A 25,175-nucleotide genomic window follows, 5' to 3' on the forward strand; every position below is an offset into this window, starting at 1 on the left:
CCAGCACCCGACACGCCGACCAAGATCAGTTCAGGAACAGGCTCTAAAAGTCCCGGTCACCACTCACTTGCGCGCAGCCCTGCCGGTTCTCACCCCAGGAGCTCCCCGTGACAGATCCGCTCGCGGCTGTCAGCACCCGCCAGACCCCGCAGAACGAGAAGGCCGACGCGCGCCAGGAGAAGAACGACGCCGGCGGCTACACCTTCACCATCGACGACATGGCGCGCCTGCGCCGGTTCCTCGTGCTCGGCACGGACGGCGGCACCTACTACGCCAGCGCCGCCGACCTCACGAAGGACAACGCCGGCGTCGTGCTCGACCTGGCCCGCACCCGCACAGCCGACCTCGTCGCCGAGATCGTCGCCGTGTCGCGGGCCGGGCGGGCACCGAAGCAGAACCCGACGCTGTTCGCGTTGGCCGCGGCGTGCTCGCTCGGTGACGACGACGGGCGCAGGACCGCGCTCGCGGCCCTGCCGCTGGTTGCCCGCACGGGCACCCACCTGTTCCTGTTCGCCCGCTACGTCGAGCAGTTTCGTGGCTGGGGCCGAGGGCTGCGGCGCGCCGTCGCCGACTGGTACCTGAACAAGCCGGTTGAGGACGTGGCGTTCCAGGCGGTGAAGTACCAGCAGCGCGAGGGCTGGTCCCACCGCGACCTGCTGCGTCTCGCGCACCCGGAGACCGGCGAGGACAGCCGCAACCGCCTGTTCCGCTGGATCCTCGGGCGCGAGACCGAGCTCGACGGGCTGCGGATCGTCGAGGGTTACCAGCGGGCGCAGGCGGCCGGCACGCCCGACGAGGTGGCCGGTCTGGTCACCGAGTACGGGCTGTCGTGGGAGATGCTGCCGGACGCGCACCTTAACACGACCGAGGTGTGGGAGGCGCTGTTGGCGGGCGGCATGCCGCAGACCGCGCTGATGCGTCAGCTGCCCCGGCTGACACGGCTCGGGATGCTCACGCCGTCGGGCTCGTGGGCCGGGCCGGTCGCCGAGCGGCTGGCCGACCCGGAGCGGCTCCGCAAGGCACGGGTGCACCCGGTGAACGTGCTGGTGGCGCAGCGCACCTACGCCTCCGGTCACGGCGCGCGCGGCTCCGCGGAGTGGACTCCCTCGCGGCCGATCGTCGATGCGCTGGACAGTGCGTTCTACGCGGCTTTCGGTGCTGTGGAGCCGACCGGGAAGCGCATGATGCTCGCGCTGGACGTGTCGGGGTCGATGACCTCGGCGATCAGCGGGATGCCGCTCACCTGCCGTGAGGCGTCAGCCGCGCTGGCGTTGGTGACGGCCGCGACCGAGCAGCGGTACGAGCTCGTCGGGTTCACCTCGGGCCGGCTCCGGAAGCGTCACGGCACCGTGCTCCGGACGCTCCCGATCAGCCCCCGCCAGCGGCTCGACGACGTGATCCGCACGGTCTCGGACCTGCCGTTCGGTGGGACCGACTGTGCGCTGCCGATGCTCCACGCCCTGGACAAGGGGCTGGCGGTGGACACGTTCGTCGTCTACACGGACAACGAGACGTGGGCCGGCACGGTGCACCCGCACCAGGCACTGCGCCAGTACCGGAAGCAGACCGGGATCGACGCGAAGCTGGTCGTCGTCGGCATGACGGCGACGCGGTTCTCCATCGCCGACCCGTCCGATCCGGGGATGCTCGACGTCGCCGGGTTCGACGCGGCGGTTCCGAACCTGATCACCGACTTCGCCCGAGGTCTGTGAGGTGGTCTCGGACATCCGGGCGCAGCAGGCGCGCGAACACCACGAACGCGCGTCTGCTGCGGCCGCCTTGGCCGAGCGGCACCGCGAGCAACGCAACCGCCTGGTCCGCGCGCTCCGGGACGCCGACCCGCGGCGGTGGACCTATCCCGCGCTCGCGAAGGCCGTGGGGTGCAGCCCGGAGCTGATCGCGGCGATCGTCAAGGGGCGTACCTGAGCCCCGAGCGCAGGTAGCCGCCCGGCGCGATGCCGAGCAGTCGGGAGAAGTGCCTGGTCAGGTGGGCCTGGTCGTAGAAACCGGCGCGGGTGGCGGCCTCGGCGACCGGGACGCCGTCGAGCAGGTGCGCGCGGGCCAGCTCGAGGCGGCGGCCGGTGAGGTAGCGGTGCGGCGGGATGCCGAAGGCCGTGCTGAACGCGCGGACCAGCGAGGCCGGGTGGGCGCCCAGCTCGGCGGCCGCCTCGGTGAGCGTGAGCCCTGTCGGCAGGGTGGCGTCGAGCAGTTCGCGCAGGCGGTGGGCGAGGCCTGCCGGGGTGGGCTCCGGGCGGGCGTGCGGACGCAGGTGGCCGCTCAGCCGCTCGACGACGAAGGCGAGCCTGCTCTGCGCCTCCAGGTCCTCGGTGCGGGCGGTGAGGGTGGCATGCAGCCGGTGGACGCGGTCGCGCAGCGGCGGGTCGGGCAGGCTCGGCCGGTCGACGGCGGCGCCGACGAGGGCCGGGTCCAGCACCGAGGGCTCGAGGTAGAGCACGCGCTTGCGGAACCCGGACGGGCCCGCGGCGCGGCCGTCGTGCGGGACGCCGGGCGGCAGCAGGGTGACCGCGGAGCGGATGGCGCCGTGCTCGTGGCGGTCGAGGTCGTAGCGGACGACGCCGTCGTCGACCAGCAGGAGGGTCCAGGCCTCGTGGGTGTGGGAGGGGTAGGCGTGGGTGGTGAAGCGGGCGTGGAAGACCTCCCGGATGCCCTCGACCGGGGGATGCCATGCGGTGATGTCCGGCTCGCCGGCCATGCAAGGAACGTACAAGACGTGCCGAGGTCGGTGGCAGCACGCTGACCAGGTGCGTTTCGAGACGAAGATCGCTGTCCTGCTCCGGGAGGACCTGGAGACCTGGCAGCGCCTGAACGTGTGCGCGTTCCTGGTCAGCGGGATCGCCGCCGCCGTGCCCGAGCTCATCGGCGAGCCCTACGCCGACGCTGACGGCACCAAGTACCTGGCCATGTTCGGCCAACCGGTGCTGGTGTTCGAGGGGTTGGCGCCGACCCTCACCGCTGCCCACACCCGCGCCGAGTCCCGCGGCCTGCCGATGTCCATCTTCACGGCGGAGCTGTTCACCACCGGCAACGACGAGGACAACCGGGCCGCCGTGCGTGCGGTGCCGAAGGCGGACCTGGACCTGGTCGGCATCGCCGTCCACGGCCCCCGCAACGCGGTCGACAAGATCGTCAAAGGCAGCCGCCTACACCCGTAGGGCGGGTCAGGCCCCCGCCCCGCTGGCCGCGCGTTCCCTGGCCTCTTCCTCGGCGATCTGTTGGGCCACCGAGCGGCGGCCGGTCGGACGGCGCTCGGTGGCCAGCACGCCGCCTGGCCGGATCTCGCGCCAGGTGAAGTACAGCCAGGCGAGCAGGGCCATCGCACCGAAGGTGATCCACTGCAGGGCGTAGGACAGGAACGGGCCGACCTCGATCTCGGGCAGCGGCAGCGGGCTCAGCACGCCGGGGCTGCCGTCGACCAGGGCCAGGTACCCCGGCCGGATCCGCAGGTCGCTCACCTGTCCGACGGCGCGGGAGTCGACCGCGTAGACCTGGGGGTGGCCGTCCTCCCCCGGTGCGGGCGGGCGGGACTGGGGGTCTCGCTCGTCGACGCGGAACCGCGCGGTGATCGTCACCTCGGCGGCCGGGGCCTCGGGATAGGAGGGCACCTGTCCCTGCCGCGGGCGGACGAAGCCGCGGTTCACCAGCACGACCTCGCCGTCGGAGAGGCGGAACGGGGTCAGCACCTCGAAGGCCGGCTCGCCCTGGACGGTGCGCAGGCGCGCCACCACCTCGTCCTCGGACAGGTACCGGCCGGTCGCCGTCACCCGCCGCCACTCGCCGGGCCGCTCCACCTCCGACACCGCGACCGGGCGCGCCGAGCTGGACCGGATGATCGCCTCGTTGGTGGCCTTGCGCTCGGCGTGCCGGGAGAACTGCCACGGCGCGAGCACGGTGAAGCACATGGCCGCGAAGACCAGCACCACCGCCGTCAACGCCAGCCATCCTGGCCGGAGCAGGAACCGCAACCGCACTCCCCCACGGTAGGCCAGCGTCATCCGCGCAGTGCCGCCCGGGCGGCCTGCGCCGCCTGCCGGGCGTACCCGCCGCCGAACAGCACCGCATGCACCAGCAGGGGGAACAGCTGGTGCAGGGGGATCCTGGCGCGCCAGCCGGCGGCAAGCGGCGCCGTCTCGTCGTAGGCGGCCACGATCCGGTCCAGGTGGGCGCAGCCGAACAGGTGCAGCATCGCGAGGTCGGTCTCCCGGTGGCCGCCGTGCGCCGCGGGGTCGATCAGCCAGGCCCGACCGTCCGCCGACCACAGCACGTTGCCGCTCCACAGGTCGCCGTGCAGGCGCGCGGGCGGCTCTGCCGGCCCGGCGAGCTCGTCGAGCCTGGCGCACACCCGCTCCACCTCCGGGAGAGCGAAGCCCTGGTCGGCGACCGTGCGGAGGTAGGGCAGCAGCCGGTGCTCGGCGTACCAGGAGGGCCAGTCCTCGCCGGTGGTGTTGCGCATCGGCGCCAGGCCGATCCAGGCGTCGACCGGGCCCGCCGGGGGTGGCGAGCCGAACGCGTCGGCGCCTGCCTCGTGCAGCCGGGCGAGCCCTCGGCCCAGGGCCTCGGCACCGGCCCCGCTCGGCGACCCGGTCGCGACGGCGTCGACGACCAGCCACTCGTCGTCGTGTCCGCGGACGGCCGGGACCGGCACCGCGTCGGCGGCCGCGAGCCAGCGCAGTCCGGCGACCTCGGCCAGCACCGCCGAGCGATGGTCGTGCCGCTTGGCGACCACCGCCGAGCCGTCCGCGAGCGTGACCCGGTGCGCGGTGCCGCCGAGCCGGGTGCCCGAGACGGCGGCGACCCCGGTCAGGGCGGCGGCGGGCCGGGTCACCGGCCGAGGCGCTCGCGCACCCAGGCGAGCAGGCCCGGCACCGCGGCCTCGATCATGCGCATGACGTCGGTGAAGCCGGCGTCGTTGCCGTAGTACGGGTCGGGCACGTCCAGGTCGTCGCCGGCGCCCGGGTCGAACGAGCGGAACATCCGCACCCGCTCCGGCGTGTCGCCCTGGTGGGCGAGGAGGTCACGCAGGGCTGCCTCGTGACCGGCGTCCATGGCAAGCAGCAGGTCGGCCGAGAGGTGCTCGGTGCCGACCTGGGCGGCGAGGTGCTCGGCGCCGTAGTGGTGTCCCTTGAGCAACTGGACGACCCGCGGGTCGGCCGGCTCGCCGACGTGCCAGGGCCCGATCCCTGCGCTGGACACCTGGACCTGGTCAGCCAACCCCGCCCGCTCCAGGTGCCCGGCGAAGATCAGCGCGGCCATCGGGGAGCGGCAGATGTTGCCGGAGCAGACGAAGCAGACGTGCAGGCTCGTCGGGTCGTGGTCAGCCATGGGACCAGTCTTCCTCGCCGCGGCGGTGCTCGCCGTAGTGGGTGACGCCGGTGCGCAGCGCGTCGAGCGCCCGCGTCGCGCGATCGACCATGTCCGCCCGGAGCCGGTCCTGGAGGCCGGTCGACGGGACGAACTCGAACCCGGCCAGCTCGTGATCGGCGACGCGGAGCGCCGCGGCGCGGACCGGGTCGAGAACCCCGCCGTCGAAGACGAACACGAGCTGGTCGTCCCAGGGACCGTGCGGACCGTCCCAGTCGACCACCAGCACGCGACCGACGGTGGTGACCAGGCCCAGCTCCTCACGCAGCTCCCGCTCGGCCGCGGCGCGCGGGGGTTCGTTCGCCTCGGCCATGCCGCCGGGAAGGTCCCAGTGCTCCTTGTACGTCGGGTCGACGAGCAGGACGCGACCGGCCGTGTCCCGGACCACCACGTCGGCGGCGACGCGTTTGCGGGCCTGCCTGGCGTTCCCCTCGGCGAGGTAGGCCCATCGCTGCTCGTCGGTCACACAGGCCACCGGGGATACCGCTCGGACCGCGTGACGTCGGGTTCGAGCATGTGCAAGAAGGCCCTGACCTCGGGCACCGTCGCATGCGGTCGTACAGCCGCTCCTAGCGCCTCCAGGCGCCGTCGCACCCGAGCCGAGGCCAGGGAGACGGTGGCTCGGCACACCTCGGCTCCGAGCGTGGCGGCCTCGTCCACCCTGCCCGCGTCCGCCAGCAGTTCCGCAAGTGTGAGGTGACCGAAGGCCCGGGACCTCACCCGATCGCCGACCCGCAGCTCGATCACGCACTCCGCCTGTCGGCGTGCCCCGTCCAGATCGCCGAGCTGTCGTAGGCACGTCGCGGTCTCACTCGCCAGAGAGGCCTGGTCGAACCGGGCGATCCAGTCGGGGGACGGGTCGTTGTCGGTAACGGACAGGGCGCGTTCCGCTTCGGACAAAGCGCTCACGGTAGCCGCAGTCGCCCCTGTCGCCGCCAACGCTCGGGCACGCATGGCATGCAGTCGTGCCGCGAGTTGACTCGTTCCGCTGGTGCGCGGGACTTTGCTCAGCCCCACCTCGGCAATCCGGACAGCTTCCGCCGGTTCGTTGAGCTCCACGGCCAGGTGAGACATCGAGGCACACACGTTGGCGATCAATGGGACGTGGTCGGCGGCGGACGCCAGGCGATAGGCGCGTTCGAAGTGGTTCCGAGCCGCCGTGTCGTCACCACCGTCGTGGGCCATCCACCCGGCGATCTCGGTCAGCGAAGCCGCGGCGGCGAACAGCTCGCTCCCCGCCGGGCCCTCAGCGTCGACCAGGCGCGGCCCGATCTCAGTGGTGAGATACCGCAGGACCGAGCCGTACAGCGCGCCGCCGCCGAGGCGCCGGTCAGCCGTCTGGAAGGCGGTGGCGATCGCCCGGATGCCTGGGACGTTGGACGGTGTCTCTCCGGGTGCGTCGGGAGACGCGGCCGGCGTGTTGGCGGATGGGTTGGGCAGCGCCGTCGCCGTACGTACCGGTCGGCGGTTCGCGGCCGAGGGGCGGAATCCCAGCCCGGCGTCGGATGTCGCGCCCAGGACAGCCCGAAAGGCGGCCCGGTAATCGGAGTTGGGCCAGCGGATGCGACCGCGTTCCAGCCGGGCGACGTAAGCGTCGTCCAGGATGCCCGGGCGGTCGGTGTTGACGAGCAGCCAGGCGTTGACGGCCTCGGCCAGCTCTGTCCGGGACAGGTGAGCGCCTGGCACGCGGGGGGACGGAGTCGACTCGCGAGCGGTTCGGAGTCGTTCGTTCCGCTGCATTCGGCTCTCCCTCGGACTGCGCATGCCCGCCCATCTTGCCCTGTCAGATGCCCAGGCGCTGTGCCGTGGGGCCCAGGTCGAGGGCGCCCGACGACGAAGAGATGGGCCCCTCCGACCAGGACCGAGAGCAGCCGCCGACCAGAGGGACGGACGGTGACCAGGGGTGCCGGTGCGGGATCGGCCCTGCTCCCGGCCGCAGGGCGATCGCCGTGCCGCGCGGTGTGCAGGCCGCTCCACTGTTGCCGGATCCAGTTGGGGTGCGTCACCTGGCGGTCCAGGATGCCGACGGGCGCTGGTACACCCTCTGCGGGGAGACGGTGCCGTCGAACCACCGCTGTCCGACCGAGAACCAGCTGAGGGCGGTCGGGGTGTGGACCTTGCGGTCATGCGCCACGTGTCACCGCGCTTATCTCGCACGGAGCGGGCGCGTTCGCTGATCAGCCGAGGGCCTCGACGACCTTGTCCATCACGGCGCGCCAGTGGTCGCGTTGGTGTTCGCGTTCCTGGGCGTCGGCCAGCCATTCCTGGTGGAAGCGGAGCATGGTCCTGGTCTCGCCGCGGGGGCGGACGGCCACCTGGAGCGTGGTGTCGTGGTCCCAGGTCGCCGGGCGCCAGGTGAGGCGGACTCGGTCGTTCTCGTGGCGGCTGCGGAGCTCGCCGACCGTGCCGTCGGTGGTGCGGTAGGGGTCGCCCTTGCGGGTGCCGAGCTCGGTGTCGCCAAGCCAGAGGCGGAGGCCCCGCGGGCTGGTCAGCAGCTGCCACACGCGCTCCACGGGGTGGGGCACGGTCCTGGACACGCCGATGTTCCAGCCGACGTCCTTGGTCTGGCCGACCATGCACACCACCCCTCCGGTCACCGCCTCAGCTGAGATGGTAGGCCGGACGCCGGGCGCGGCTCTCGTTCCTCAGCAGAAGGCGTGCTGGCCACCTCGGTTCACCATGTCGGCCTGGTTGCGCCAGGGGTTCACGTCGGAGCTCACCGCCCGGGACTCCATGCAGAACAGGAACCCCTCATTGTTGTCGAGGAACTCGACATACGTGCTGGTGTTGTTGTGCACCGACTCGGTGCGGTTCTCCCAGCCCCATGTCGACAGGTTCTGCACACCGACGTCGCTGAGCCTGCCGCGCGGATAACCGTAGTTCGTGCGGTCGTAAAAACAGAACCAACCGGACGGGCAGTCCGCGGCACGCACCTGCTTTTCCCCCGGCTGAGCATAGGAGACGACGAACTGGCCCCCGCCGTAGCTGATCTCGTTCGAGGCGGTCTGCCTTCCGCCGGGAAACAGCTCGAGCTGCAGGTCGAGCTGCGCCCGCAACTCGGCCGCGGACGCCGCCTGCTTGGTCAGCAGAGCAGGAACACCGTGCCGCGCATCGGGGGTCGCATCGCCAGGCGCGGCCGCCGCCGTCGACACCATTCCTACTACCAGGGCAACCACGGACGCCAGAACGACGAATACCCAGCCCGGTCGGCGTCTTCCGAGCAGAGGCGAGGTCACCAACATCTGTCCTCCTTGAACCAGGCAGAAAAGGTTTTTCGGTGACTGTACGCCCGGGATAAATCATTCTGGAGAATGTGCACCAGGGTGCAAAACGGAGTGCGCTAGCGGGAGCGGAACACGGCGAGCACCGCCGCCAGTGCGGTCGCCATCGCGCCCACCACTCGGGACAGCTCGACCGCGCGGGTCACGTGGCCGGCGTCGGGGGCACGGCCCTCCCCCAGCACCGGCCGCTCCTCGACGCCGTGGGCGTACACGGTGCGACCGCCCAGGCGGACCTCGAGGGCGCCGGCGAACGCCGCCTCCACCCGGCCCGCGTTCGGGCTGGGGTGCGCCGCGGCGTCCTGGTGCCAGGCCTGCCACGCGCCGCGGTAGGAGCCGCCGACCACGGGCGCCCCGGCGACCGTCAGTGCGGCGGCCAGGCGGGCCGGGAGCAGGTTCATAACGTCGTCCAGACGCGCGGACGCCCAGCCGAAGCGGCGGTACCGCGCGTTCCGGTAGCCGACCATCGCGTCGAGGGTGTTCGCCGCGCGATAGCCGAGCAGGCCCGGCACGCCGGCCACCGCACCCCACAGCAGCGGCGCGACGACCGCGTCGGAGGTGTTCTCGGCCACCGACTCCACCACCGCCCTGGCCAGGCCCTCGGCGTCCAACCGGGACGGGTCGCGCCCGCACAGGTGCGGTAGGCGCTCCCTGGCCGCGGCGACCTCACCGGCGTCCAGCTCGCGGCCCATCGCCGCGCCCTGTACGGCCAGCGAGCGGCCGCCGAGCACGATCCAGGTCGCGGCGGCCGTGGTCGCGGTGCGCAGGAGCGGGTGGGCGCGGGTGCGCCGGTCGATGGCCGCCCCGAGGCCGACGGCGCCGCCGGTGAGCAGCGCGGTGAACACCACCCCCGCCAGCTTGTCGTCGCGGTACAGCAGCCGCTCGACCCGGCCGGCCACCCGACCGAAGCCGGCGACCGGATGCCCGCGTCGCGGATCGCCGAACGCCCCGTCGGCAGCCACCCCGAGCAGCAGGCCGACCGCGCGTGCCAACCCCACCGTCACCACCCCCGCACCGCGCGGCCGGTTGCCGCGCCACGAGGTCGACACCGTATCGCCACCGATCGGCGGGTGCTCAGGGGCGCTGGTTGAATGCCGGCATGTTGCGCGCGCGCCGGCGAGGCTTTTTCAAACGGGTGTACGAGTTCGACGAGGACGGCCGATCGCTCGGGGAACTACGGCAGGTCCGCCGCGAGGGCGCGGAGTTCGCCGTGGACGGCGAGGCGCTGGCGGTCCAGCGGGAGCGGTCGAAGCGGTTCCTGCTCACTGGTCCGGGTGGGACGGTCGCGACGGCCGACCGGGAGACCCACCGGCGGTGGGTGGTCACGACGAAGACCGGCCGGCTGGAGTTGGTGAGGCCCTCGTTCTGGCGGTCGGCGTGGGAGCTGCACCGGGGCGGAGCGCCGGTAGGGCGGATCGAGCCGGAGGGCTGGCTCAACACCACCTCGCACGCCGACCTGCCCGCCGACCTGCCGCTGGCGGTGCGGGTGTTCCTGTACTACGTGGTGCTGGTCCAGTGGGAGCGCGCCAACGCGGCCGCCGCCGCTTCCTGACACCGGGGGAGGGCGGCGGTCACGACGCGGCCGCCCAGCCGGCGAGCATCATCCGGGCTATCGAGGTCGGGCCGGGCAGGCGCAGGCCGTCCAGCTCGCCGCCGGCGGCGAGGGCTTCCCGCACCTGGGCTCGGGGCACCCAGTGGGCCTGTTCGATCTCGCCCTCGGCGGGGTGGAGGGGTGCGCCGTGCGGAGCGCTCGCGGCGAAGCCGACCATGATCGAGCGGGGGAAGGGCCAGGGCTGGCTGCCCAGATAACGGATGTCGGACACCGAGACCCCGACCTCCTCCGCGACCTCCCTGGCCACGCACGCCTCCAGGGACTCGCCCGCCTCGACGAAGCCGGCCAGCACCGAGTACCGCTCGGGCGGCCACACGGGCTGGCGGGCCAGCAGGACGTTCTCACCGTTCACGCCCACGTCGTCGTGGACCAGGCAGATCACGGCCGGGTCGGTCCGGGGGTACTCCTCGCGGCCACACCCCGTGCAGTGGGTGGCCCAGCCGGCGTGGACGCGTTCGGTGGGTGCGCCGCACCTGCCGCAGAAGCGCGCCCGTTCGTGCCACCCGGCCAGGGCCACCGCCGTGGTGAGCAGGCCGGCCGAGGTGTCGTCGAGCAGGGCTCCGACCGTGCGCAGGTCGTGCCACTCCTCGCCGTCCTGGTCGGCCGCGCCGGTCCACAGACCCCAGGCGCTGTCGGGGGACGGCACCCCCTCACGCAGGTCGACCGCACCCCGCAGGGCCCAGTAGCCGACGCCGTCGTGTTCGCCCAGCAGCAACGCGTCCTCCGCCGCCGCCTCGGCCACCTGGGCCGCAGTCCGGGTCGCGAGGCTGGTGGCGCCGGCGCCGACCGGGGTGCGGCCCTTCTCGTCCAGCAGCACCACCCGGCCGGTCGCCCACAGCTTCGCCAGGCGCTCGCGGTCGGTCCGCACTGCCTCGTCCCGGTCCACTGTGGACCGGGACAGGGTCGGCAGGGCGGGCAGCTGGAACGGCTCGGTCATGCCGACCGCACGCCGCCCAGCGCACTGAGGTAGGGCAGCTGCGTCTCGTCGCCGACGACCACGCCCGTGTAGCGGGTCGGGGAGAAGAACTGGAGCGCGGCCTCGGCGATCTGGTCGGCGGTGACCTCGGCCAACCGGCCGGGGTGGGCCACCAGCCAGTCCATGCCCAGGCCGAGCGCGGCCAGCGCGGCCAGTTGCGAGGCCAGACCGGACTGCGACCCGGTGGAGATCAGCAGGGAGCCGACGGCGTACCGGCGGACAGTGTCTACTTCGGACTCCGTTGGCGGCACGACGCCGAGGCGCGCCAGCTCGTAGCGGGTCTCGAGCAGCGCGGGCGCGGTGACCTCGCTGGCCGTGTCCGACTCGACGAGCAGGGTCGCACCGCTCGGGGTGAACTCGAGCGAGGAACGTGCGTGGTAGGTGTACCCCTTGTCCTCGCGGATGTTCTCCACCAGGCGCGAGGAGAAGAACCCGCCGAAGACCAGGTTGGCCAGCTGCAACGCCGGGTACCGGTCGTCGGTGCGCGGGATCGCCTCCGCGGTGAGCCGCAGCTGCGACTGCACGGCGCCCGGGCGCGGCACGAACAGCATGTCGCCGCCGGTGACCTCGGGCAGCGGGGGCAGCTCGACCGCGGAGCGGTCCGAGGTCCAGCCGGCGAGCGCGGCACCGATGCGCGACACCGCCTCCTCCGGCTCCACGTCCCCGACCAGCACCAGCAGCGAGCCGCGGGGCAGTACCCCGGACCTGTGCAGGGCGCGGACCAGGTCGCCGTTGACGTGGGCGACGTCGTCGGCGTCGGGCATCTCCCGGGTGAACGGGTGGTCCCCGTAGCGGTGGCGCTGCAGCGCCTCGCGGGCGATCACGCTCGGCTGGGAACGCGCCACCGCGATCCGCTCGACGAGCCGGTCACGCTCGCGGATCACCTCGTCGTCGGCGTAGATGGCGCCGGTGAGCGCGTCGGCGAGCACGTCGAGCAGGGTGTCCAACCCGCTGGCCAACGCGTTCCCGCTGATCGACAGGCGCTCCGGGTCGACGGCGGCGTCCAGCTCGCCGCCGACCAGGGCCAGGTCGGTGTCGACGGCCACCCGGTCGCGCCGCGCGGTGCCGGTGAGCAGGGTGCCGGCGAGCACCTCGGCCGTCGCGGCGTGCATGGGATCGGTACCGGCGAACGGGATCCGTACGCGCACCTCGACCATCGGCACGGTCGTCTGGTGCACGGCGATCACGCGCAGGCCGTTGTCCAGCATGGTGTCTATAGAGGACAGACCGGTTGCCGCGCGCTGCTCCCCCAGCTCGGGCAGCGGCCGCGGCCCGCGGTCGGTCCGGCCGATCTCGGCGGCGGTACGGAAGCTGGTCACTTGTCTCCTCCTGCCGGCGTCACGGTGAGCACCGCACGCGAGTCGGGGCGCAGCGCCTTGGCCGCGGCGGCCACGGCCTCCGGGGTCACCGAGGAGATCCGGGTGGGCAGCTCGTTGGCCAGGTTGGGGTCGCCGTGCAGCAGCTCGAGCGAACCGAACGCGAGGGTGCGCGAGACGATCCGGTCGTGTTCGCGGTGCAGGCCGGCCACCCAGCGCGCGGTCACCTTGGCGAGCTCCTGGTCGCTCGGCGGCGTGCTCGCGAGCTTGTCCAGCTCCTCGTCGATCGCGGCGAGCAGGCGCGGCTGGCCCACCTCGGGCGAGTGCACGGCGGTGATGATGAACGTGTCGGGGTCGCGGGCCTCGAACGGGCCGAACAGCCCACAGGCGGCGTCGATGTCGGTGACCATCGGCTCCCGGTGCAGCAGGCGCTGCTGTAGCCGGGAGCCGTCGCCCTCGGCGAGCACCGCGGCGAGCACGAGGTTGGCCAGGTAACCGTCGAGCTCGTGCACCGGGTCGGGAATGCGGTAGCCGAGGGCCACCGCGGGCAGCGGGGCGTGTGGGTCGAGGTGCTCGCCACGACGCTCGCCGGTGGGCGGCGGCTCGGCGAACGAGGGCCGGGTCGGGGCCGGACGGTGCGGGACGTCGCCGAAGTGCCGGTCGATCAGCTCGCGGGCCCGGTCCACCGTGATGTCCCCGGCCACGGTGAGCACCGCGTTGGCCGGCGAGTAGTAGGTGTCGAAGAACTGGGCGCAGTCGTCGAGGTCGGCCTGCTCCAGCTCGCTGAAGTCGCCGTAGCCGTTGTGCGCGTTGGGAAAGGTCTGGTAGAGCACCGGCGGCAGGAGGATCCACGGGAACCCGCCGTAGGGCCGGTTCAGCACGTTGAGCCGGATCTCCTCCTTGACCACGTCGACCTGGTTGCGCAGGTTCTCCTCGGTCAGCTTGGGCGCGCGCATCCGGTCGGCCTCGAGGAACAGCGCGCGCTCGAGGCCGGCGGAGGGCAGGACCATGAAGTAGTCGGTGTAGTCCGGGTGGGTGGACCCGTTGAAGGTGCCCCCCGAGGACTGCACGTGCCGGAAGTGCGCCAGCTTCTCCAGGCTCTCGCTGCCCTGGAACATCAGGTGCTCGAAGAGGTGCGCGAAGCCCGTCCGCCCTTCCGGCTCGGAGCGGAACCCGACGTCGTAGTGCACGCTCACGCCGACCACCGGTGCTGTCGGGTCCGGCGCGAGAACGACCCGCAACCCGTTGGGCAGCGTGAACCTGGTGAGCTCGCTAGCTGACATGTGCGCAGCCTACGTGGCAACTCGGACATTCGGCGGCGACCCCTGACGCGTTCGCCAGCAGCGGAGTCAACGCAGCCGTCCGGCCGCCGCGACGAGCGCGTCGAGCTCGCGCAGGAAGGCCGGCAGCTCGGCGAGGTCGCCTTCGTACCAGTAGAGATCGGTGAGGCCGGCGAAGCGGGCGAGCCAGCCCTCGGTCTCGCCGAGCACCACCGCGTAGGGCAGCGAACGGGACAGCACCATCTCCCGGTCGGCGGCTGGCACGCGGGCCGGCCCGTCCCCGCGCAGGTAGCCGAGCACGCCGCGGAGCTGCCGCACGAGCACGCTGCCCCGACGGGTCCTGGCCGGCATGAACCGGGCGCCGGCGGCCACGCCGAGCCCGGCCGCGACCAGCCCCAGGCCGAGCAGGGCGTGTCCGACGGTGAGCGTCAGGACGACCGTCGCGACCACGCCGGCCACCGCGAGCAGGAACCCGAGGACCATCCACCCGGTGCGCTCGTGGTCGGGGCGGCGGGTGAACCAGTCGTGGCGGACCACCCCGGCGTAGAGGTCCTCCCGGACCTGGGTGAGGTCGAGCCCGCACCCGCGCAGGTCGGCCAGCGACACCTGTTCGGCGTCGCCGAGCAGGGCGGCGTCGACCGCGCGTTCGTAGCGGCTCAGCGCCGCGTCCGGCGCGTTGCGGCGCAGGAGCACCCAGTCGTCGTGCTGCCGGCGCACCGACAGGTAGTTGCGCACGGCGAGGTCCAGGACCGTCGCCGTCACGTCCGCGGCGTCCACCTGTTCGTCGACGACCGTGCCGACCTGCCCGGGCAGCACCCCGTCCGGCGAGGCGAACACCACCCTGCCGCCCTCGTCGACCAGCGGCCGCACGGGTCCGACGTCGGTGGCCAGGGCGCGCGAGTCACGCAGGCGCGCCAGCCAGAGCAGGGCGAACCCGCCGACGAGCACCAGCGCGAGCAGGCCGAGCCCGACCCCGCTGATCGGGGTCACGGCGAACGCGCTTGGCTGGATCACCGGGTCGAACCGGCCGGTGGTGCCGACGGTGCCCGCCGGCAGGCGCACCTCCAGGTCGACCCGCTCCCCCGCCGGCAGGTCCGACTCGTGGATCCGCAGGACCCGGCCGCGGTCGGTCAGGGCGGACTCGCAGGGGGTGTCGGAGCCGCGCCGCCCGGCGAGGCAGACGACGTCGGTGGGCAGCTCGGGCGCGACGAACGAGGCCCGCAGCAGGCTCACGGACGTGTCCCAGCCGCCGGTCAGCTGCCAGCGGACCTCCTGGTGGTCGCCTGCCTCGACGACCGCACCGTCGACCAGGTACCGGATCGTGGTGACGCCCTCGCCGGCTCGCAGCACGAACTCGTCGGCGGTGACCTCGGTGTCGCCGTTGCCGTGCACGGTGACGTCGTCGACGGTGTAGACCCGGTCGACACCGGCGGGCAGGCGCAGCGGGGCGTGGCGGGTCATGCTCCCGTTGGCCTGCACGAAGACCTGCTCGGTGACCGCGAGACGGCCGTCCTGCCCGAGCCGGACGGCGACGTGCAGGCTCCTCGGGTGCAGCGGGGAGGGCCGGGGACCGGTGGGCGGGTCGGTCGGGCGGGTGGGGTCGAGCCGGGCGGGAAGCTCGAGGATCGGCGCGTCCGGGGACGGGGTGGGCGCCAACGGCTGTGTCAGACCGAGCACCGCCGTCACGGCGGCCGCGGCTCCCCAGTTCGCCAGCACGTCTGCCGAGGATAGTCGAGGAAACTTATGCTCAACGGCGGTGCGGGGAGAGGCCGGAACGTTCCGGGGAGAGGCCGTGGGGGAGGAGGAATGACACAGCGCCCACAGCGGCCGACGGAACGGCCGCCGCGGGATCGGCCGCGGCCCGGTCCGGCGCGCCGACGCACCCTGCTCGCTGGCGCCCTGCTGGCGGTGCTCGTGGTTGCCGGCACGGTGGGAGCCCTCGTGGTGGCCGACCGCGGGAGCTCGGACGCCGACGCCGGGCACGGCGAGCCGACCCGGGGGACCCGGGACAGGGCCGTCACGCCGACCGCCGCCGTGCCGTCCGCCACCACGCCCCGGCCGGTCTACTCGCTCGCCGACAACCCGCTGTTCGCCGCCGGTCTGGGCGCGCCGCCGGTCACCTGCCGGCTCTCGCGATGGGCCACCACCCCGCGGGCCGCGGCCGCCTTCCTCACCAGCGCCCTGCCCTGCCTCGACGCCGCCTGGGGACCCGTGCTGCGGCGCGCCGGTCTCCCCTTCTCTCCCCCGGCGCTCGCGTTCCCCGCCGGCACCGCCTGGACCAGCCCGTGCGGCGCGGTCGCCGCCGGCCGCGGGGAGGTGGCCGCCTTCTACTGCGGCCGGAACAAGACCGTCTACCTGCCCTTCGGGGGCCTGCAGACCGAGTCCTACGGCGCCCGGCCCGGCGTCTACCTCGCCGTCCTCGCGCACGAGTACGGACACCACGTGCAGGACCTGAGCGGCGTGCGGTACGCCTACGCCACCGAGCGCCACGAGGCCGGCCCCGACACCGGACCGGGGCTGGAGCTCTCCCGGCGGCTCGAGCTGCAGGCGCAGTGCTTCTCCGGCATGTTCTTCGCCGCCGCGCGGGGGCGCGGCTCGGTCGACGCCTCGATCCTCGCCGACGCCCGCGCCAGCCAGGACCGCGGCGACCACCATGCCGGCAGGCCCCGCGTCCACGGCACCGACGCACACAACTCGGCCTGGTGGGAGCTGGGCGTGCGGCACAACCGCACCGCGCGGTGCAACACCTGGCGATCGGCTCCGGGCGCCGTCGCCTGACCGGTCAGGCCCGGCGCAGCAGGAACACGAAGGCCGCACCCGCCGCCGCGGACACCACCAGCAGGAGCGCGCCGAGGCCCTTCCCGACCACGACCTCGCCGCGGACCGTCTGCGCGGCGCTCACCACGATCTCCCCGGAGAGATCGGCCGGCAGGGCTATCTCCACCGGCTCGCCCTCGACGTGCCCGCAGCCGTCGAAGCGGGCCTCCCGCTCGCTGCCGTCCAGGGTGAACCGCACCCGCTCGTCGGCGCCGGGGGCGTCGCAGGACGCGCCGACGACCACGGTCGCCGTCACCCGCCTGCCCGACAGTGGCGCCGGGGCCGGGGTGCCGGTCAGGTCGAGCAGGTCGGCCACCGCGCCGACGACCACCGCCAGCAGGAACAGCCCGGTGCCCAGGGCTGCCCACGCCCACGCGCCGGAGATCCGCACCCGACGATGGTGGCAGAGCCTTCGGTGCGGACCCGCGTCAGTCGGCGTCGCTCGCGGGCGTGATCTTCTTGACGTAGAGCAGTCGGTCGCCGGACTCCATCGCGTCCACCTCGGGGTGGTCCACCCGGAAGAGCTTCCCGTTCCGAACGACCCCGAGCACGATGTCGGGCAGGTGCCGGGGCGACCCGCCGACCTCGGTCTGCTCGACGTCGCGCTCCGCGATCGCGAGGCCCGACTCGGGCGTGATCAGGTCCTCCACCATGTCCACGACGGTCGGGGTGTGCGTGGCCATGCCGAGCAGCCGGCCCGCCGTCTCGCTGGAGACCACCACCGAGTTCGCCCCGGACTGGCGCAGCAGGTGCACGTTCTCCGCCTCCCGCACCGCGGCCACGATCTGGGCCTTTGGCGCGAGCTCGCGCGCGGTCAGCGTGACCAGCACCGCCGAGTCGTCGCGGTTGGCCGCGACGACGACCGCCCGCGCCCGGGGCACGCCGGCCACCCGCAGCACGTCCGACCGGGTGCCCGAGCCGTGCACGGTGACCAGGCCGAGCGCGGACGCCGCGTCCAGCATCGACTGGTCGGTGTCCACCACGACGATGCGCTCCGGCTCCACGCCGTCGGACAGCACGGAGCTGACCGCGGACCGCCCCTTGGTGCCGTAACCGACGACCACCACGTGATCGCGCACCCTTGTCCTCCATCGTTGCAGCTTGAACGCCTGGCGCGACCGCTCGGTGAGCACGGCCAGGGTGGTACCGACCAGCACGATCAGGAACAGCACCCGCAGCGGGGTGATGACCAGGATGTTGATCAGCCGCGCCGACTGGCTTACCGGCGTGATGTCACCGTATCCGGTGGTCGAGAGGGAGACCGTGGCGTAGTAGAAGCAGTCGAGCAGCGACAGGCCGTCGCCGTTCGCGTCCCGGTAGCCGTCGCGGTCGAGGTAGACCAGGAACACCGCCGCGGTCAGGGCGACGAACGCCCAGATCACCCGCCGCACGATCGAGGTGATCGGGCTGACCGAGTCCTCCGGCATCCGGATCACGCCGACCAGCGAGTGGTCGGGTCGGTCGGTCAGCCGGTCGGTGCCGAGGCGTGCGCGCAGCTTGTACGACAGCCCGCGCTCCGGCTCGTCAGGGCTACTCACGGCGGGAGCGTACCCGTCCGCGTCCGGTTCAGGCCGTGGGGACCGCTTGAAGAAGATCGCGGATCCGCTCGGCGGAGAGCAGGTCCGCCGGGCGCAGGGTCTGGTCCTGGCGCACGTAGTGGAAGGCCGCCCGCACCCGGTCGACCGCGGTTCCCGAGAGGTCGGCCCAGGCCAGCCGGTACGCGGCCAGCTGGACGGTCAACGCCGGCAGGTCCTCCTCGCGCGGGAGGGTCCCGGTCTTCCAGTCGACGACCGTCCAGCCGCCGTCCGGGTCGGCGAAGACCGCGTCCATCCGGCCGCGCAGTGAGATGCCGGCGACGTCGCAGGTGAACGGCACCTCAACCTCGTGGGGGACCCGGTCGGACCAGGAGCTGGCCAGGAAGGCGTCCTTGAGCGCGTCGAGCTCGGCGTCCGGCGCCGCGCCCTCGTCGGCGGAGCCGGGCAGCTCGTCCAGGTCGAGCAGCGCGCGGGAGCCGAACCGCTTCTCCAGCCAGGCGTGGAAGGCGGTGCCGCGGCGCGCCGTCGGGTTGGGCGGGAACGGCAGGGGGCGGCGCAGCCTGCGGGCGAGCGCCGCCGGGTCGGCGGCCAGCTCGACGAGCTGGGTCACCGACATCGTGGGCGGCAGCGTCACCTGCTCGCGCCCGGCGGCGGCCTGGGCGCGCTCGGCGAGCAGCACGTCCGTGTCGGCCTCCCAGCCCTCCGGGTCCTCCTCGAGCATCGAGAGCTGACCGGCCCCGGCGCGCAGCGCGGCCAGCTCCTCGCGCACCATCGCCGCTCCGGCTCGCACGTCCTCCCGCCCGAGCGCCAGCGGGTCCGAGGGCCAGGTCCCGGCCCGCTCGGCGGTGGCGAGCGGGTTCTCCTCGTCCTCGGGCGGGGGCGGTGCCAGGTGCTCGACCACGGCCACCCGCTCGTCCAGCTCCGAGACCACCTCGGCCACCTCGGTGAAGAAGTCCGACGGGCCCTTGGGCCGCGAGCCGGTGCGGCCCCACCAGTGGGCGGAGACGAGCAGGGTCCGCTCGGACCGGGTCAGCGCGACGTAGCAGAGCCGCCGCTCCTCGACGAGGTCCCGTTCGGCGAACGCCTCGGCGTGCCGGGTCAGCTCCTGCTCGACCTCCTTGCGGTTGGCCGCGCCGCCGAGCTCCAGCCGGGGCAGGTCGGCGGCGTCGCCGCGCATCGGCGCGGGCAGCTGGGTCACCGCGCGCAGCCAGGACGAGGTGCGCTTGCGGCTGGGGAAGACGTCGGCGACCAGGTGCGGCACGGCGACGACCTGCCACTCCAGCCCCTTCGCCGAGTGCACGGTGAGGATCTGCACGCGGTCCTGTGCCACCTCCACCTCGCCGGGCTCCAGACCGTCCTCGGCGGCCTCGGCGGCGGCCAGGTAGTCCAGCAGCGCCGGCAGGCTCGCCGAGGGGCTGGTCTGGGCGTAGTCCGACACGACGTCGGCGAACTTGTTCAGGTGCGCCCGACCGGCGCCACCGGGCCGCGCCTTGGCCTCGACGTCGAGCAGCATCACCCGCTCGACCTCGGCCACCAGCTCGGGCAGCGGCTGGTCGAGCCGGCGGCGCAGCCCGCGCAGCTCGGCACCGAGTGTGCGGATCCGCCGGTTGCCCTCGGTCGAGTACGCCTCGGCGGGCCCGGGGTCGTCGATCGCGTCGACCAACCCGGCCTGCTCGGCCCCCTCGCCGGAGACCGTGTCGACCAGGGCGCCCACTCCCTCGGTTGCCTGGTAGGACCGGCCCAGCTCGGCCGCGCGCCGCCACAGCGCGGCGAGGTCGGCCGCGCCGAGCCGCCAGCGCGCGCCGGTCAGCACCCGGGCGGCCGCGGTGCCGGCCAGCGGGTCGATCAGCACCCGCAGCGCCGAGACGAGGTCGCGCACCTCCGGCTCGTCGAGCAACCCGCCGATGCCGACCACCTCGACCGGCAGGCCGCGCTCGCGCAGGGCCGCGGCGATGTCGGTCATGTCCGCGCGGCGGCGCACCAGCACCGCGGCGGTCGGTGGGCGACCGGTGTGCTCGACGGCGGCGTGCCAGCGTTCGGTGATCCGGTCGGCCACCCAGCCGACCTCGGCGTCGGCGTCGGGCAGCAGCGCGCAGCGGACGTCGGCCGGCTCGGCGGTGGGGGGTGCGCGCAGCTCGTCGACATCGAGACCGGCCGCGCGCAGCGGGGCGGAGACCGCGTTGGCGAGCGCCAGCACCTCCGGCGGGTTGCGGAAGCTGGTCAGCAGCCCGTACCGGGTGGCCGGCACCGCCCGCGCGCCGTCGCGCCGGGGGAAGTCGGTGGCGAAGCGGGGCAGGTTGGCCGCGCTCGCGCCGCGCCAGCCGTAGATCGCCTGGACCGGGTCACCGACCGCGGTGACCGGTATCGGTTCGGCGCCGGCGCCGAACAGCGAGCGCAGCAGGATCCGCTGGGCGTGCCCGGTGTCCTGGTACTCGTCGAGCAGGGCCGCGCCCCAGCGCTCCCGCTCCCCCCGCGCCACCTCGGGGTGTCCGGCCGCGAGCCGCGCGGCCAGCGCCATCTGGTCGGCGAAGTCCAGCGCGCCCTCGCGCCGCTTGCGCTCGCCGTAGGCCCGCACCAGCGGCAGCAGCGCGACCCGGAACCGCTGGGTGGCGACGACCTCACGCAGGTCCTGGGACAGCTCGGCACGCTGGCGGGGGGCGCGCGGCGCGTTCTCGATCGCCGCGCACACCTCCTCGGAGTACCGGGCGAGCGCGTCCTCGTCCACCAGGTGCTCGGCCAGCTCGCCGGCCAGCTCCAGTAGGTAGCGGGTGACGGTGACCGGGACGCGGTCGGTGTCCAGGTCCTGGGTCCAGGTCGACACCACCCGGTGGGCGAGCTGCCAGCAGGCGGTCTCGGTGAGCAGCCGGGCGCCGGGCTCGACCGGCAGCCGCAGCCCGTGCTCGGCGACCAGACGGCCCGCATAGGCGTGGTAGGTGAGCACGGTCGGCTCCCCCCCGTACAGCGACGCGAGCCGCTCCCCGCTGGGGTCCAGCCGGGTCAGCAGCCCGGAGCCGGCCAGCCGGCGCAGCCGGGCACGCACCCGGTCGGCAAGCTGGCGCGCCGCCTTGCGGGTGAAGGTCAGCCCGAGCACCCGGTCGGGGGTGACCAGCCCGTTGGCGACCAGCCAGACCACCCGCGCCGCCATCGTCTCGGTCTTGCCGGCCCCCGCCCCGGCCACCACCAACGCCGGCTCGGCCGGAGCGGCGATCACCGCCACCTGCTCGTCGGTCGGGCTCGGCAACCCGAGTTCAGCCGCCAACACCCGCGGCCCAACCAGCCGTGCACTCAATGGACCACCTCCGAAACCGTCACCTCAGGGGAACGTGAAGCAACCCAGCCACAAGTACGCGCCCAAGCCGCGCACTCCCCGCCCATGGCGACCAACACTTCAAATCCCGGGGAGGCGGTCAGGCCCACTCTCACTCCATCACCTGGCGGCCGCTGGGGTTGACCGGGCAGCTGAAGCGGACGGGACAGCGGGGGCAGTCCGGGTTCTGTCTGGCCGCGTAGTCGGGGCCGACGCTGGCGGCGGCGGCGTCGGCGACGACGCCGGTCCAGTGCTTCAGGCCATCCTCGTCCACCGGGGCCTGGCCGCGCTCGGTGGCCTGGGTGCGGCGGTTGGCCTTGGACACGTAGAGTAGCCGCGCGCCGCCCGGCTCGCGGTCCAATCCCAGCTCGACGAACGCGCCGTAGGCGGCGGCGAGCTGGTAGACCGCGAGCTGCGGGTGCTCGCGGGCGTCGGCCTCGCTGATCGGGACCCGGCCGGTCTTCACGTCGACCACCACCGGGTGGCCCTGCGCGTCCGCCTCGAGCCGGTCGACCCGGCCGCGGATGCGCACCGGCGGCTCGGTGCCCGGCACGTCGACGCCGAAGTCGCGCTCCACGGCGACCTGGGTCAGCTCGCCGCGGGTGGCCCGCAGCCAGCCGAGGAACGTGTCCATCATCGCGTGCACCCGGGCCCGCTCGCGGCGGGAGAACCAGGGCGCGCCGGCGTCGACGACGTCCCAGGCCCGGTCCAGCTCGGCCCGCAGCGCCACCTCGTCGGCGCCGTCGGCGGCGGCCTGGGCGAGCGCGTGCACGAGCACGCCGGTGATCGAGGCCAGCTCGGCCGGGTCGGAGCCGCCGTGCCGCTCGACCATCCAGCGCAGCGGACAGCGGGCTAGCACCTCGACGGTGGACGGGGAGACCGCGATCCGTTCTCCCACCGGGCGCACCGGGTCCACGCTGGACACCTCGGCCAGGCCGTACCAGACGTCGGGGTCAGCGCCGGGAACGCCGGCGTCGGCCAGGCGGGCCAGCTGCCGGGCCGCCCGCCGGCGCCGGTCGGGTGGCGACGTGCCGTCGGCGACCGCCCGGCGCAGCTCCCCCACCAGGTCGGCCAGCACCAGCGCACGCTCCGGGCCGCCGAGCCCGGCCGGCCGGGCGACCTCCTCGACCTCGCCGCCGGCGAGCTCCGCCAGGAACCGGGAGGGCTGCTCGTCCTCCCCGCGGATGGCCGAGAGCAACAGCGTGTGCCTGGCCCGGCTCGCGGCCACCAGCAGCAGCCGGCGCTCCTCGGCGAGCAGCGGCGCGGTCTGCGACACGTCGGGGTCGTCCACTCCCGACAGCAGGTCGGTGAGGCGCTCGACGCCCAGCAGCGAGCCACGCAGGCGCAGATCGGGCCACGTTCCCTCCTGCACCCCGAGCACGGCGACGACAGTCCACTCCCGACCCACGGCGGCATGTGCGGTGAGCACCGAGACCGCCTCGCCCCGCTGCGCGGACGGGGCGAGCGTGTCGCCGACGATCCGCTGGGCGGCGAGGAAGTCGGCGAAGCCGGTCACGCCGGCACCCGGCAGCCGGTCGGCGTAGCGGGCGGCGGCGTGGAACAGCCCGACGATCGCGTCGAGGTCGCGGTCGGCCTGCGCGCCGAGGGTGCCGCCGCGCTGCGACTGGGCCACCCACCGCCCCTCGAGGCCGCTCTCCCGCCACACCGCCCACAGCACCTGCTCGATGCCGGCGCCGGCCGCGATGGCCTCGCGGGCGGTGGTCAGCAGGCCCGCTACCCGGTGCACGCTCGCCGCCTCGTCCTCGGCCAGCGCGGCCAGCGTGTCCGCCGAGTTGAGCACCTCCACCAGCAGCTCGTCGCTGGGCCGGTCGGCACCGGCGGCGAGCTCGAGGCGGCGCAGCCCTCGCCGCAGCCGGCGCAGGGCCAGCGGGTCGGCCCCGCCGAACTGGCAGGACAGCAGCATCTCGGCGCGGCGGGCGTCGAGCAGGTGCGGCTCGGCCGCGACCCGCAGCAGCTCCAGGAACGGGCGGACCGCGGGCTGGCGGGCCAGCGGCAGCTCGTCGGCGTCGGTGGTGACCGGGATCCCGGCGACCTGGAACGCGCGCTGCAGCACCGGCAGCGAGTTGGTGGCCGAGCGGACCAGGACGGCCATCTCCGACCAGGGCACGCCGTGGACGAGGTGGGCCCGGCGCAGCTGGTCGGCGACCCAGGCGGCCTCGGCGGCGTCGGTGGCGTGCAGCCGGACCTCGACGCGGCCGTCCTCGGGGGAGTTCTCGACCAGGGGCTCGTCGGGGTCGGTGGTGAGCCGCTGCGGGGCGGCGCCGGGCAGCCGGGTGGCGAGGCGGGCGACGGCCTGGCGGACCGCCGGCGCGAGCCGGTGGGTGGCACGCAGCACGACCGTGCCGCCGTCGGGCTGGGTCTCGGCGAGCAACCGCGGGTCGGCGCCCCGGAAGGAGAACACCGCCTGGTCCGGGTCGCCGGCCAGGACGAACTCCTTGGCCGCGAAGCCGAGCCTGGCCAGCAGCCGGTACTGCAACGGGTCGAGGTGCTGAGCGTCGTCGACCAGCAGGTAGCGGACCCGGTCGCGCTCGCTCGCGAGCAGCTCGGGGTCGGTCTCGAACGCGAGCAGCGCGCTCGCGACCAGCTCGGCGGCGTCAAGCGCCGGCGCGGACTCCTGGGCGACGGCGCTGTCCGCGGCGCCGGCCAGCAGCGTGACCTGCTCGTACTGGCGGGCGAACTTCCCGGCGGCGACCCACTCCTCGCGCCTGGCCTCCCGGCCGACGCGGATCAGGTCCTCCGGTCCCAGCCCGCGTTCGGCGGCCCGCAGCATGAGGTCGCGCAGCTCCTCGGCGAAGCCGGGCACGCCCAGCGCCGGCCAGAGCCGGTCGGGCCAGTAGTGCGCCTCGTCCTCGATGTCGCCGGCGAGCAGCTCGCGCACGACGGCGTCCTGCTCGGGGCCGGAGAGCAGCCGCGGGCCGGGAACGTCCCGCATCGCGGCGTGCAGGCGCAGGACCGAGAAGGCGTAGGAGTGCACGGTGCGCACGAGCGGCTCGCGGATCGTGCGCAGCTCGCCGTCGCCCTCGGTGATCCGGGCGGTGATCGCGGCCCGGACCTCGGTCGCCGCGCGGCGGTTGGCGGTGACCACCAGGAGCTGCTCGGGGTCGACCCCGCCCCGCAGGATCCGGTCGGCCGCCACCTCGGTGAGCAGGGTGGTCTTGCCGGTGCCGGGCGCGCCCAGGACCCGGACGAAGCCCTCGGCGCCGTCCAGCACACGCTGGGCGGCGGCGTCCCACCGAGCGGGGGGGCGCGGTGGCGCCGGCCGGCGAACCAGCCGGGGAGCCGTGAGGACCACGCCGAAGATGAAAACACGGTCCGTCCGATCCGGCCTCCTCGGCACGCCGCACCCGCGATACTCCAGCTGTGGACGAAGCACTACACGAGCGGGTGCGGGAGGTCATCGCCTCGATTCCCGCCGGTCGGGTCGCCTCCTACGGCGACATCGCACAGATCGCCGGCGCGTCGACACCGCGGCTGGTGGGGCGGATCCTCGGCGAGGACGGCCACGACCTGCCCTGGCACCGCGTGTTGCGTGCGGACGGGACGCCGGCGCCGCACCTGGTCCACCGCCAGCTGGAGCTGCTGCGGGCGGAGGGCGTGCTGGCGGACGGCCAGCGGATCAGCATGCGCCGGTACCGCTGGCGTCCGTGAGCGTCG

23 protein-coding genes are annotated in these 25,175 nt (G+C 74.1%); 6 read left to right on the plus strand and 17 right to left on the minus strand.

The features are described from left to right. Positions 1–107 precede the first annotated feature (107 nt). Both BU204_RS16150 and BU204_RS16155 read left to right on the plus strand, forming a co-directional pair. Positions 108–1,712 carry a TROVE domain-containing protein gene (locus BU204_RS16150; RefSeq protein ID WP_075126511.1) on the plus strand — a complete coding sequence of 535 codons (1,605 nt, stop codon included), beginning with the start codon at positions 108–110 and terminating at the stop codon, positions 1,710–1,712. Between the two features lies 1 nt (position 1,713). Next, on the plus strand, positions 1,714–1,926 hold the full coding sequence (locus tag BU204_RS16155; protein ID WP_075126512.1) for a hypothetical protein: 213 nt from the start codon (positions 1,714–1,716) through the stop codon (positions 1,924–1,926). Here the strand turns inward: BU204_RS16155 and BU204_RS16160 are convergent. Next, on the minus strand, positions 1,910–2,713 hold the full coding sequence (locus BU204_RS16160) for a helix-turn-helix transcriptional regulator (protein WP_075126513.1): 804 nt from the start codon (positions 2,711–2,713) through the stop codon (positions 1,910–1,912). The two genes, BU204_RS16155 and BU204_RS16160, sit on opposite strands and share 17 nt — an antisense overlap. Here BU204_RS16160 and BU204_RS16165 point away from each other — a divergent pair. Then, on the plus strand, positions 2,712–3,173 hold the full coding sequence (locus BU204_RS16165; RefSeq protein ID WP_075126514.1) for a DUF2000 domain-containing protein: 462 nt from the start codon (positions 2,712–2,714) through the stop codon (positions 3,171–3,173). The two genes, BU204_RS16160 and BU204_RS16165, sit on opposite strands and share 2 nt — an antisense overlap. A gap of 6 nt (positions 3,174–3,179) precedes the next feature. Here BU204_RS16165 and BU204_RS16170 read toward each other — a convergent pair whose 3' ends face one another. From BU204_RS16170 to BU204_RS16205, 8 genes are all read right to left on the minus strand, one after another. Further along, the gene (locus tag BU204_RS16170) at positions 3,180–3,989 is read right to left on the minus strand and encodes an SURF1 family cytochrome oxidase biogenesis protein (protein ID WP_075126515.1); all 810 of its coding nucleotides are present in this window, start codon (positions 3,987–3,989) and stop codon (positions 3,180–3,182) included. Between the two features lie 20 nt (positions 3,990–4,009). Next, complete coding sequence (locus BU204_RS16175) at positions 4,010–4,843, minus strand: fructosamine kinase family protein (protein WP_198942891.1); 834 nt, start codon at positions 4,841–4,843, stop codon at positions 4,010–4,012. Beyond that, positions 4,840–5,340: a low molecular weight protein-tyrosine-phosphatase gene (locus BU204_RS16180; RefSeq protein WP_198942892.1), complete on the minus strand. Its 501-nt coding sequence runs from the start codon at positions 5,338–5,340 to the stop codon at positions 4,840–4,842. The genes BU204_RS16175 and BU204_RS16180 overlap by 4 nt, the downstream gene beginning before the upstream one ends. Beyond that, on the minus strand, positions 5,333–5,845 hold the full coding sequence (locus BU204_RS16185; RefSeq protein WP_233160359.1) for an NUDIX domain-containing protein: 513 nt from the start codon (positions 5,843–5,845) through the stop codon (positions 5,333–5,335). The genes BU204_RS16180 and BU204_RS16185 overlap by 8 nt, the downstream gene beginning before the upstream one ends. Then, positions 5,842–7,065 carry a hypothetical protein gene (locus BU204_RS16190; RefSeq protein WP_075126517.1) on the minus strand — a complete coding sequence of 408 codons (1,224 nt, stop codon included), beginning with the start codon at positions 7,063–7,065 and terminating at the stop codon, positions 5,842–5,844. Before BU204_RS16190 ends, BU204_RS16185 begins: the two co-directional genes overlap by 4 nt. Before the next feature lie 491 nt (positions 7,066–7,556). Next, a complete protein-coding gene (locus tag BU204_RS16195) occupies positions 7,557–7,955 on the minus strand; it encodes an SRPBCC family protein (RefSeq protein WP_075126518.1) in 399 nt (132 codons plus the stop codon). A gap of 69 nt (positions 7,956–8,024) precedes the next feature. Next, entirely contained in the window at positions 8,025–8,621 is a 597-nt protein-coding gene (locus BU204_RS16200) for a peptidase inhibitor family I36 protein (RefSeq protein ID WP_083661365.1), read from the minus strand. Between the two features lie 98 nt (positions 8,622–8,719). Then, entirely contained in the window at positions 8,720–9,655 is a 936-nt protein-coding gene (locus BU204_RS16205) for a cobalamin biosynthesis protein (protein WP_075126638.1), read from the minus strand. A gap of 137 nt (positions 9,656–9,792) precedes the next feature. Between BU204_RS16205 and BU204_RS16210 the strand changes: the two genes are divergently transcribed. Then, a complete protein-coding gene (locus BU204_RS16210) occupies positions 9,793–10,209 on the plus strand; it encodes a hypothetical protein (RefSeq protein WP_075126520.1) in 417 nt (138 codons plus the stop codon). A 19-nt stretch (positions 10,210–10,228) separates the two neighbouring features. Here BU204_RS16210 and nudC read toward each other — a convergent pair whose 3' ends face one another. From nudC to BU204_RS16230, 4 genes are all read right to left on the minus strand, one after another. Continuing rightward, on the minus strand, positions 10,229–11,206 hold the full coding sequence (gene nudC / locus BU204_RS16215) for an NAD(+) diphosphatase (protein ID WP_075126521.1): 978 nt from the start codon (positions 11,204–11,206) through the stop codon (positions 10,229–10,231). After that, positions 11,203–12,564 carry a M16 family metallopeptidase gene (locus tag BU204_RS16220; RefSeq protein WP_075126522.1) on the minus strand — a complete coding sequence of 454 codons (1,362 nt, stop codon included), beginning with the start codon at positions 12,562–12,564 and terminating at the stop codon, positions 11,203–11,205. Before BU204_RS16220 ends, nudC begins: the two co-directional genes overlap by 4 nt. Further along, positions 12,561–13,844, minus strand: a complete 1,284-nt coding sequence (locus BU204_RS16225; protein ID WP_075126523.1) for a M16 family metallopeptidase — start codon at positions 13,842–13,844, stop codon at positions 12,561–12,563. The genes BU204_RS16220 and BU204_RS16225 overlap by 4 nt, the downstream gene beginning before the upstream one ends. 66 nt (positions 13,845–13,910) lie before the next feature. Next, positions 13,911–15,557 (minus strand): DUF2207 family protein, encoded by a 1,647-nt coding sequence (locus BU204_RS16230; protein ID WP_075126524.1) that lies wholly within the window; start codon positions 15,555–15,557, stop codon positions 13,911–13,913. Between the two features lie 90 nt (positions 15,558–15,647). Between BU204_RS16230 and BU204_RS16235 the strand changes: the two genes are divergently transcribed. Continuing rightward, positions 15,648–16,619: a neutral zinc metallopeptidase gene (locus BU204_RS16235; RefSeq protein WP_158073469.1), complete on the plus strand. Its 972-nt coding sequence runs from the start codon at positions 15,648–15,650 to the stop codon at positions 16,617–16,619. Positions 16,620–16,623: 4 nt separating this feature from the next. Here the strand turns inward: BU204_RS16235 and BU204_RS16240 are convergent, their stop codons facing one another. The 4 genes from BU204_RS16240 to BU204_RS16255 form a co-directional block, all read right to left on the minus strand. Continuing rightward, complete coding sequence (locus BU204_RS16240) at positions 16,624–17,049, minus strand: hypothetical protein (protein ID WP_083661368.1); 426 nt, start codon at positions 17,047–17,049, stop codon at positions 16,624–16,626. Between the two features lie 37 nt (positions 17,050–17,086). Continuing rightward, positions 17,087–18,154, minus strand: coding sequence for a potassium channel family protein (locus BU204_RS16245; protein ID WP_075126641.1), 1,068 nt, complete (start codon positions 18,152–18,154; stop codon positions 17,087–17,089). A 70-nt stretch (positions 18,155–18,224) separates the two neighbouring features. Next, positions 18,225–21,482 carry an ATP-dependent helicase gene (locus tag BU204_RS16250; protein ID WP_233160360.1) on the minus strand — a complete coding sequence of 1,086 codons (3,258 nt, stop codon included), beginning with the start codon at positions 21,480–21,482 and terminating at the stop codon, positions 18,225–18,227. 130 nt (positions 21,483–21,612) lie between these two features. Next, the gene (locus BU204_RS16255; protein WP_233160361.1) at positions 21,613–24,813 is read right to left on the minus strand and encodes an ATP-dependent helicase; all 3,201 of its coding nucleotides are present in this window, start codon (positions 24,811–24,813) and stop codon (positions 21,613–21,615) included. A gap of 68 nt (positions 24,814–24,881) precedes the next feature. Between BU204_RS16255 and BU204_RS16260 the strand changes: the two genes are divergently transcribed. Then, entirely contained in the window at positions 24,882–25,169 is a 288-nt protein-coding gene (locus tag BU204_RS16260) for an MGMT family protein (protein WP_075126525.1), read from the plus strand. The last annotated feature ends 6 nt before the right edge of the window (positions 25,170–25,175 follow it).

The organism is Actinophytocola xanthii (genome assembly GCF_001921205.1).
Classification (GTDB): Bacteria; Actinomycetota; Actinomycetes; order Mycobacteriales; family Pseudonocardiaceae; genus Actinophytocola; species Actinophytocola xanthii.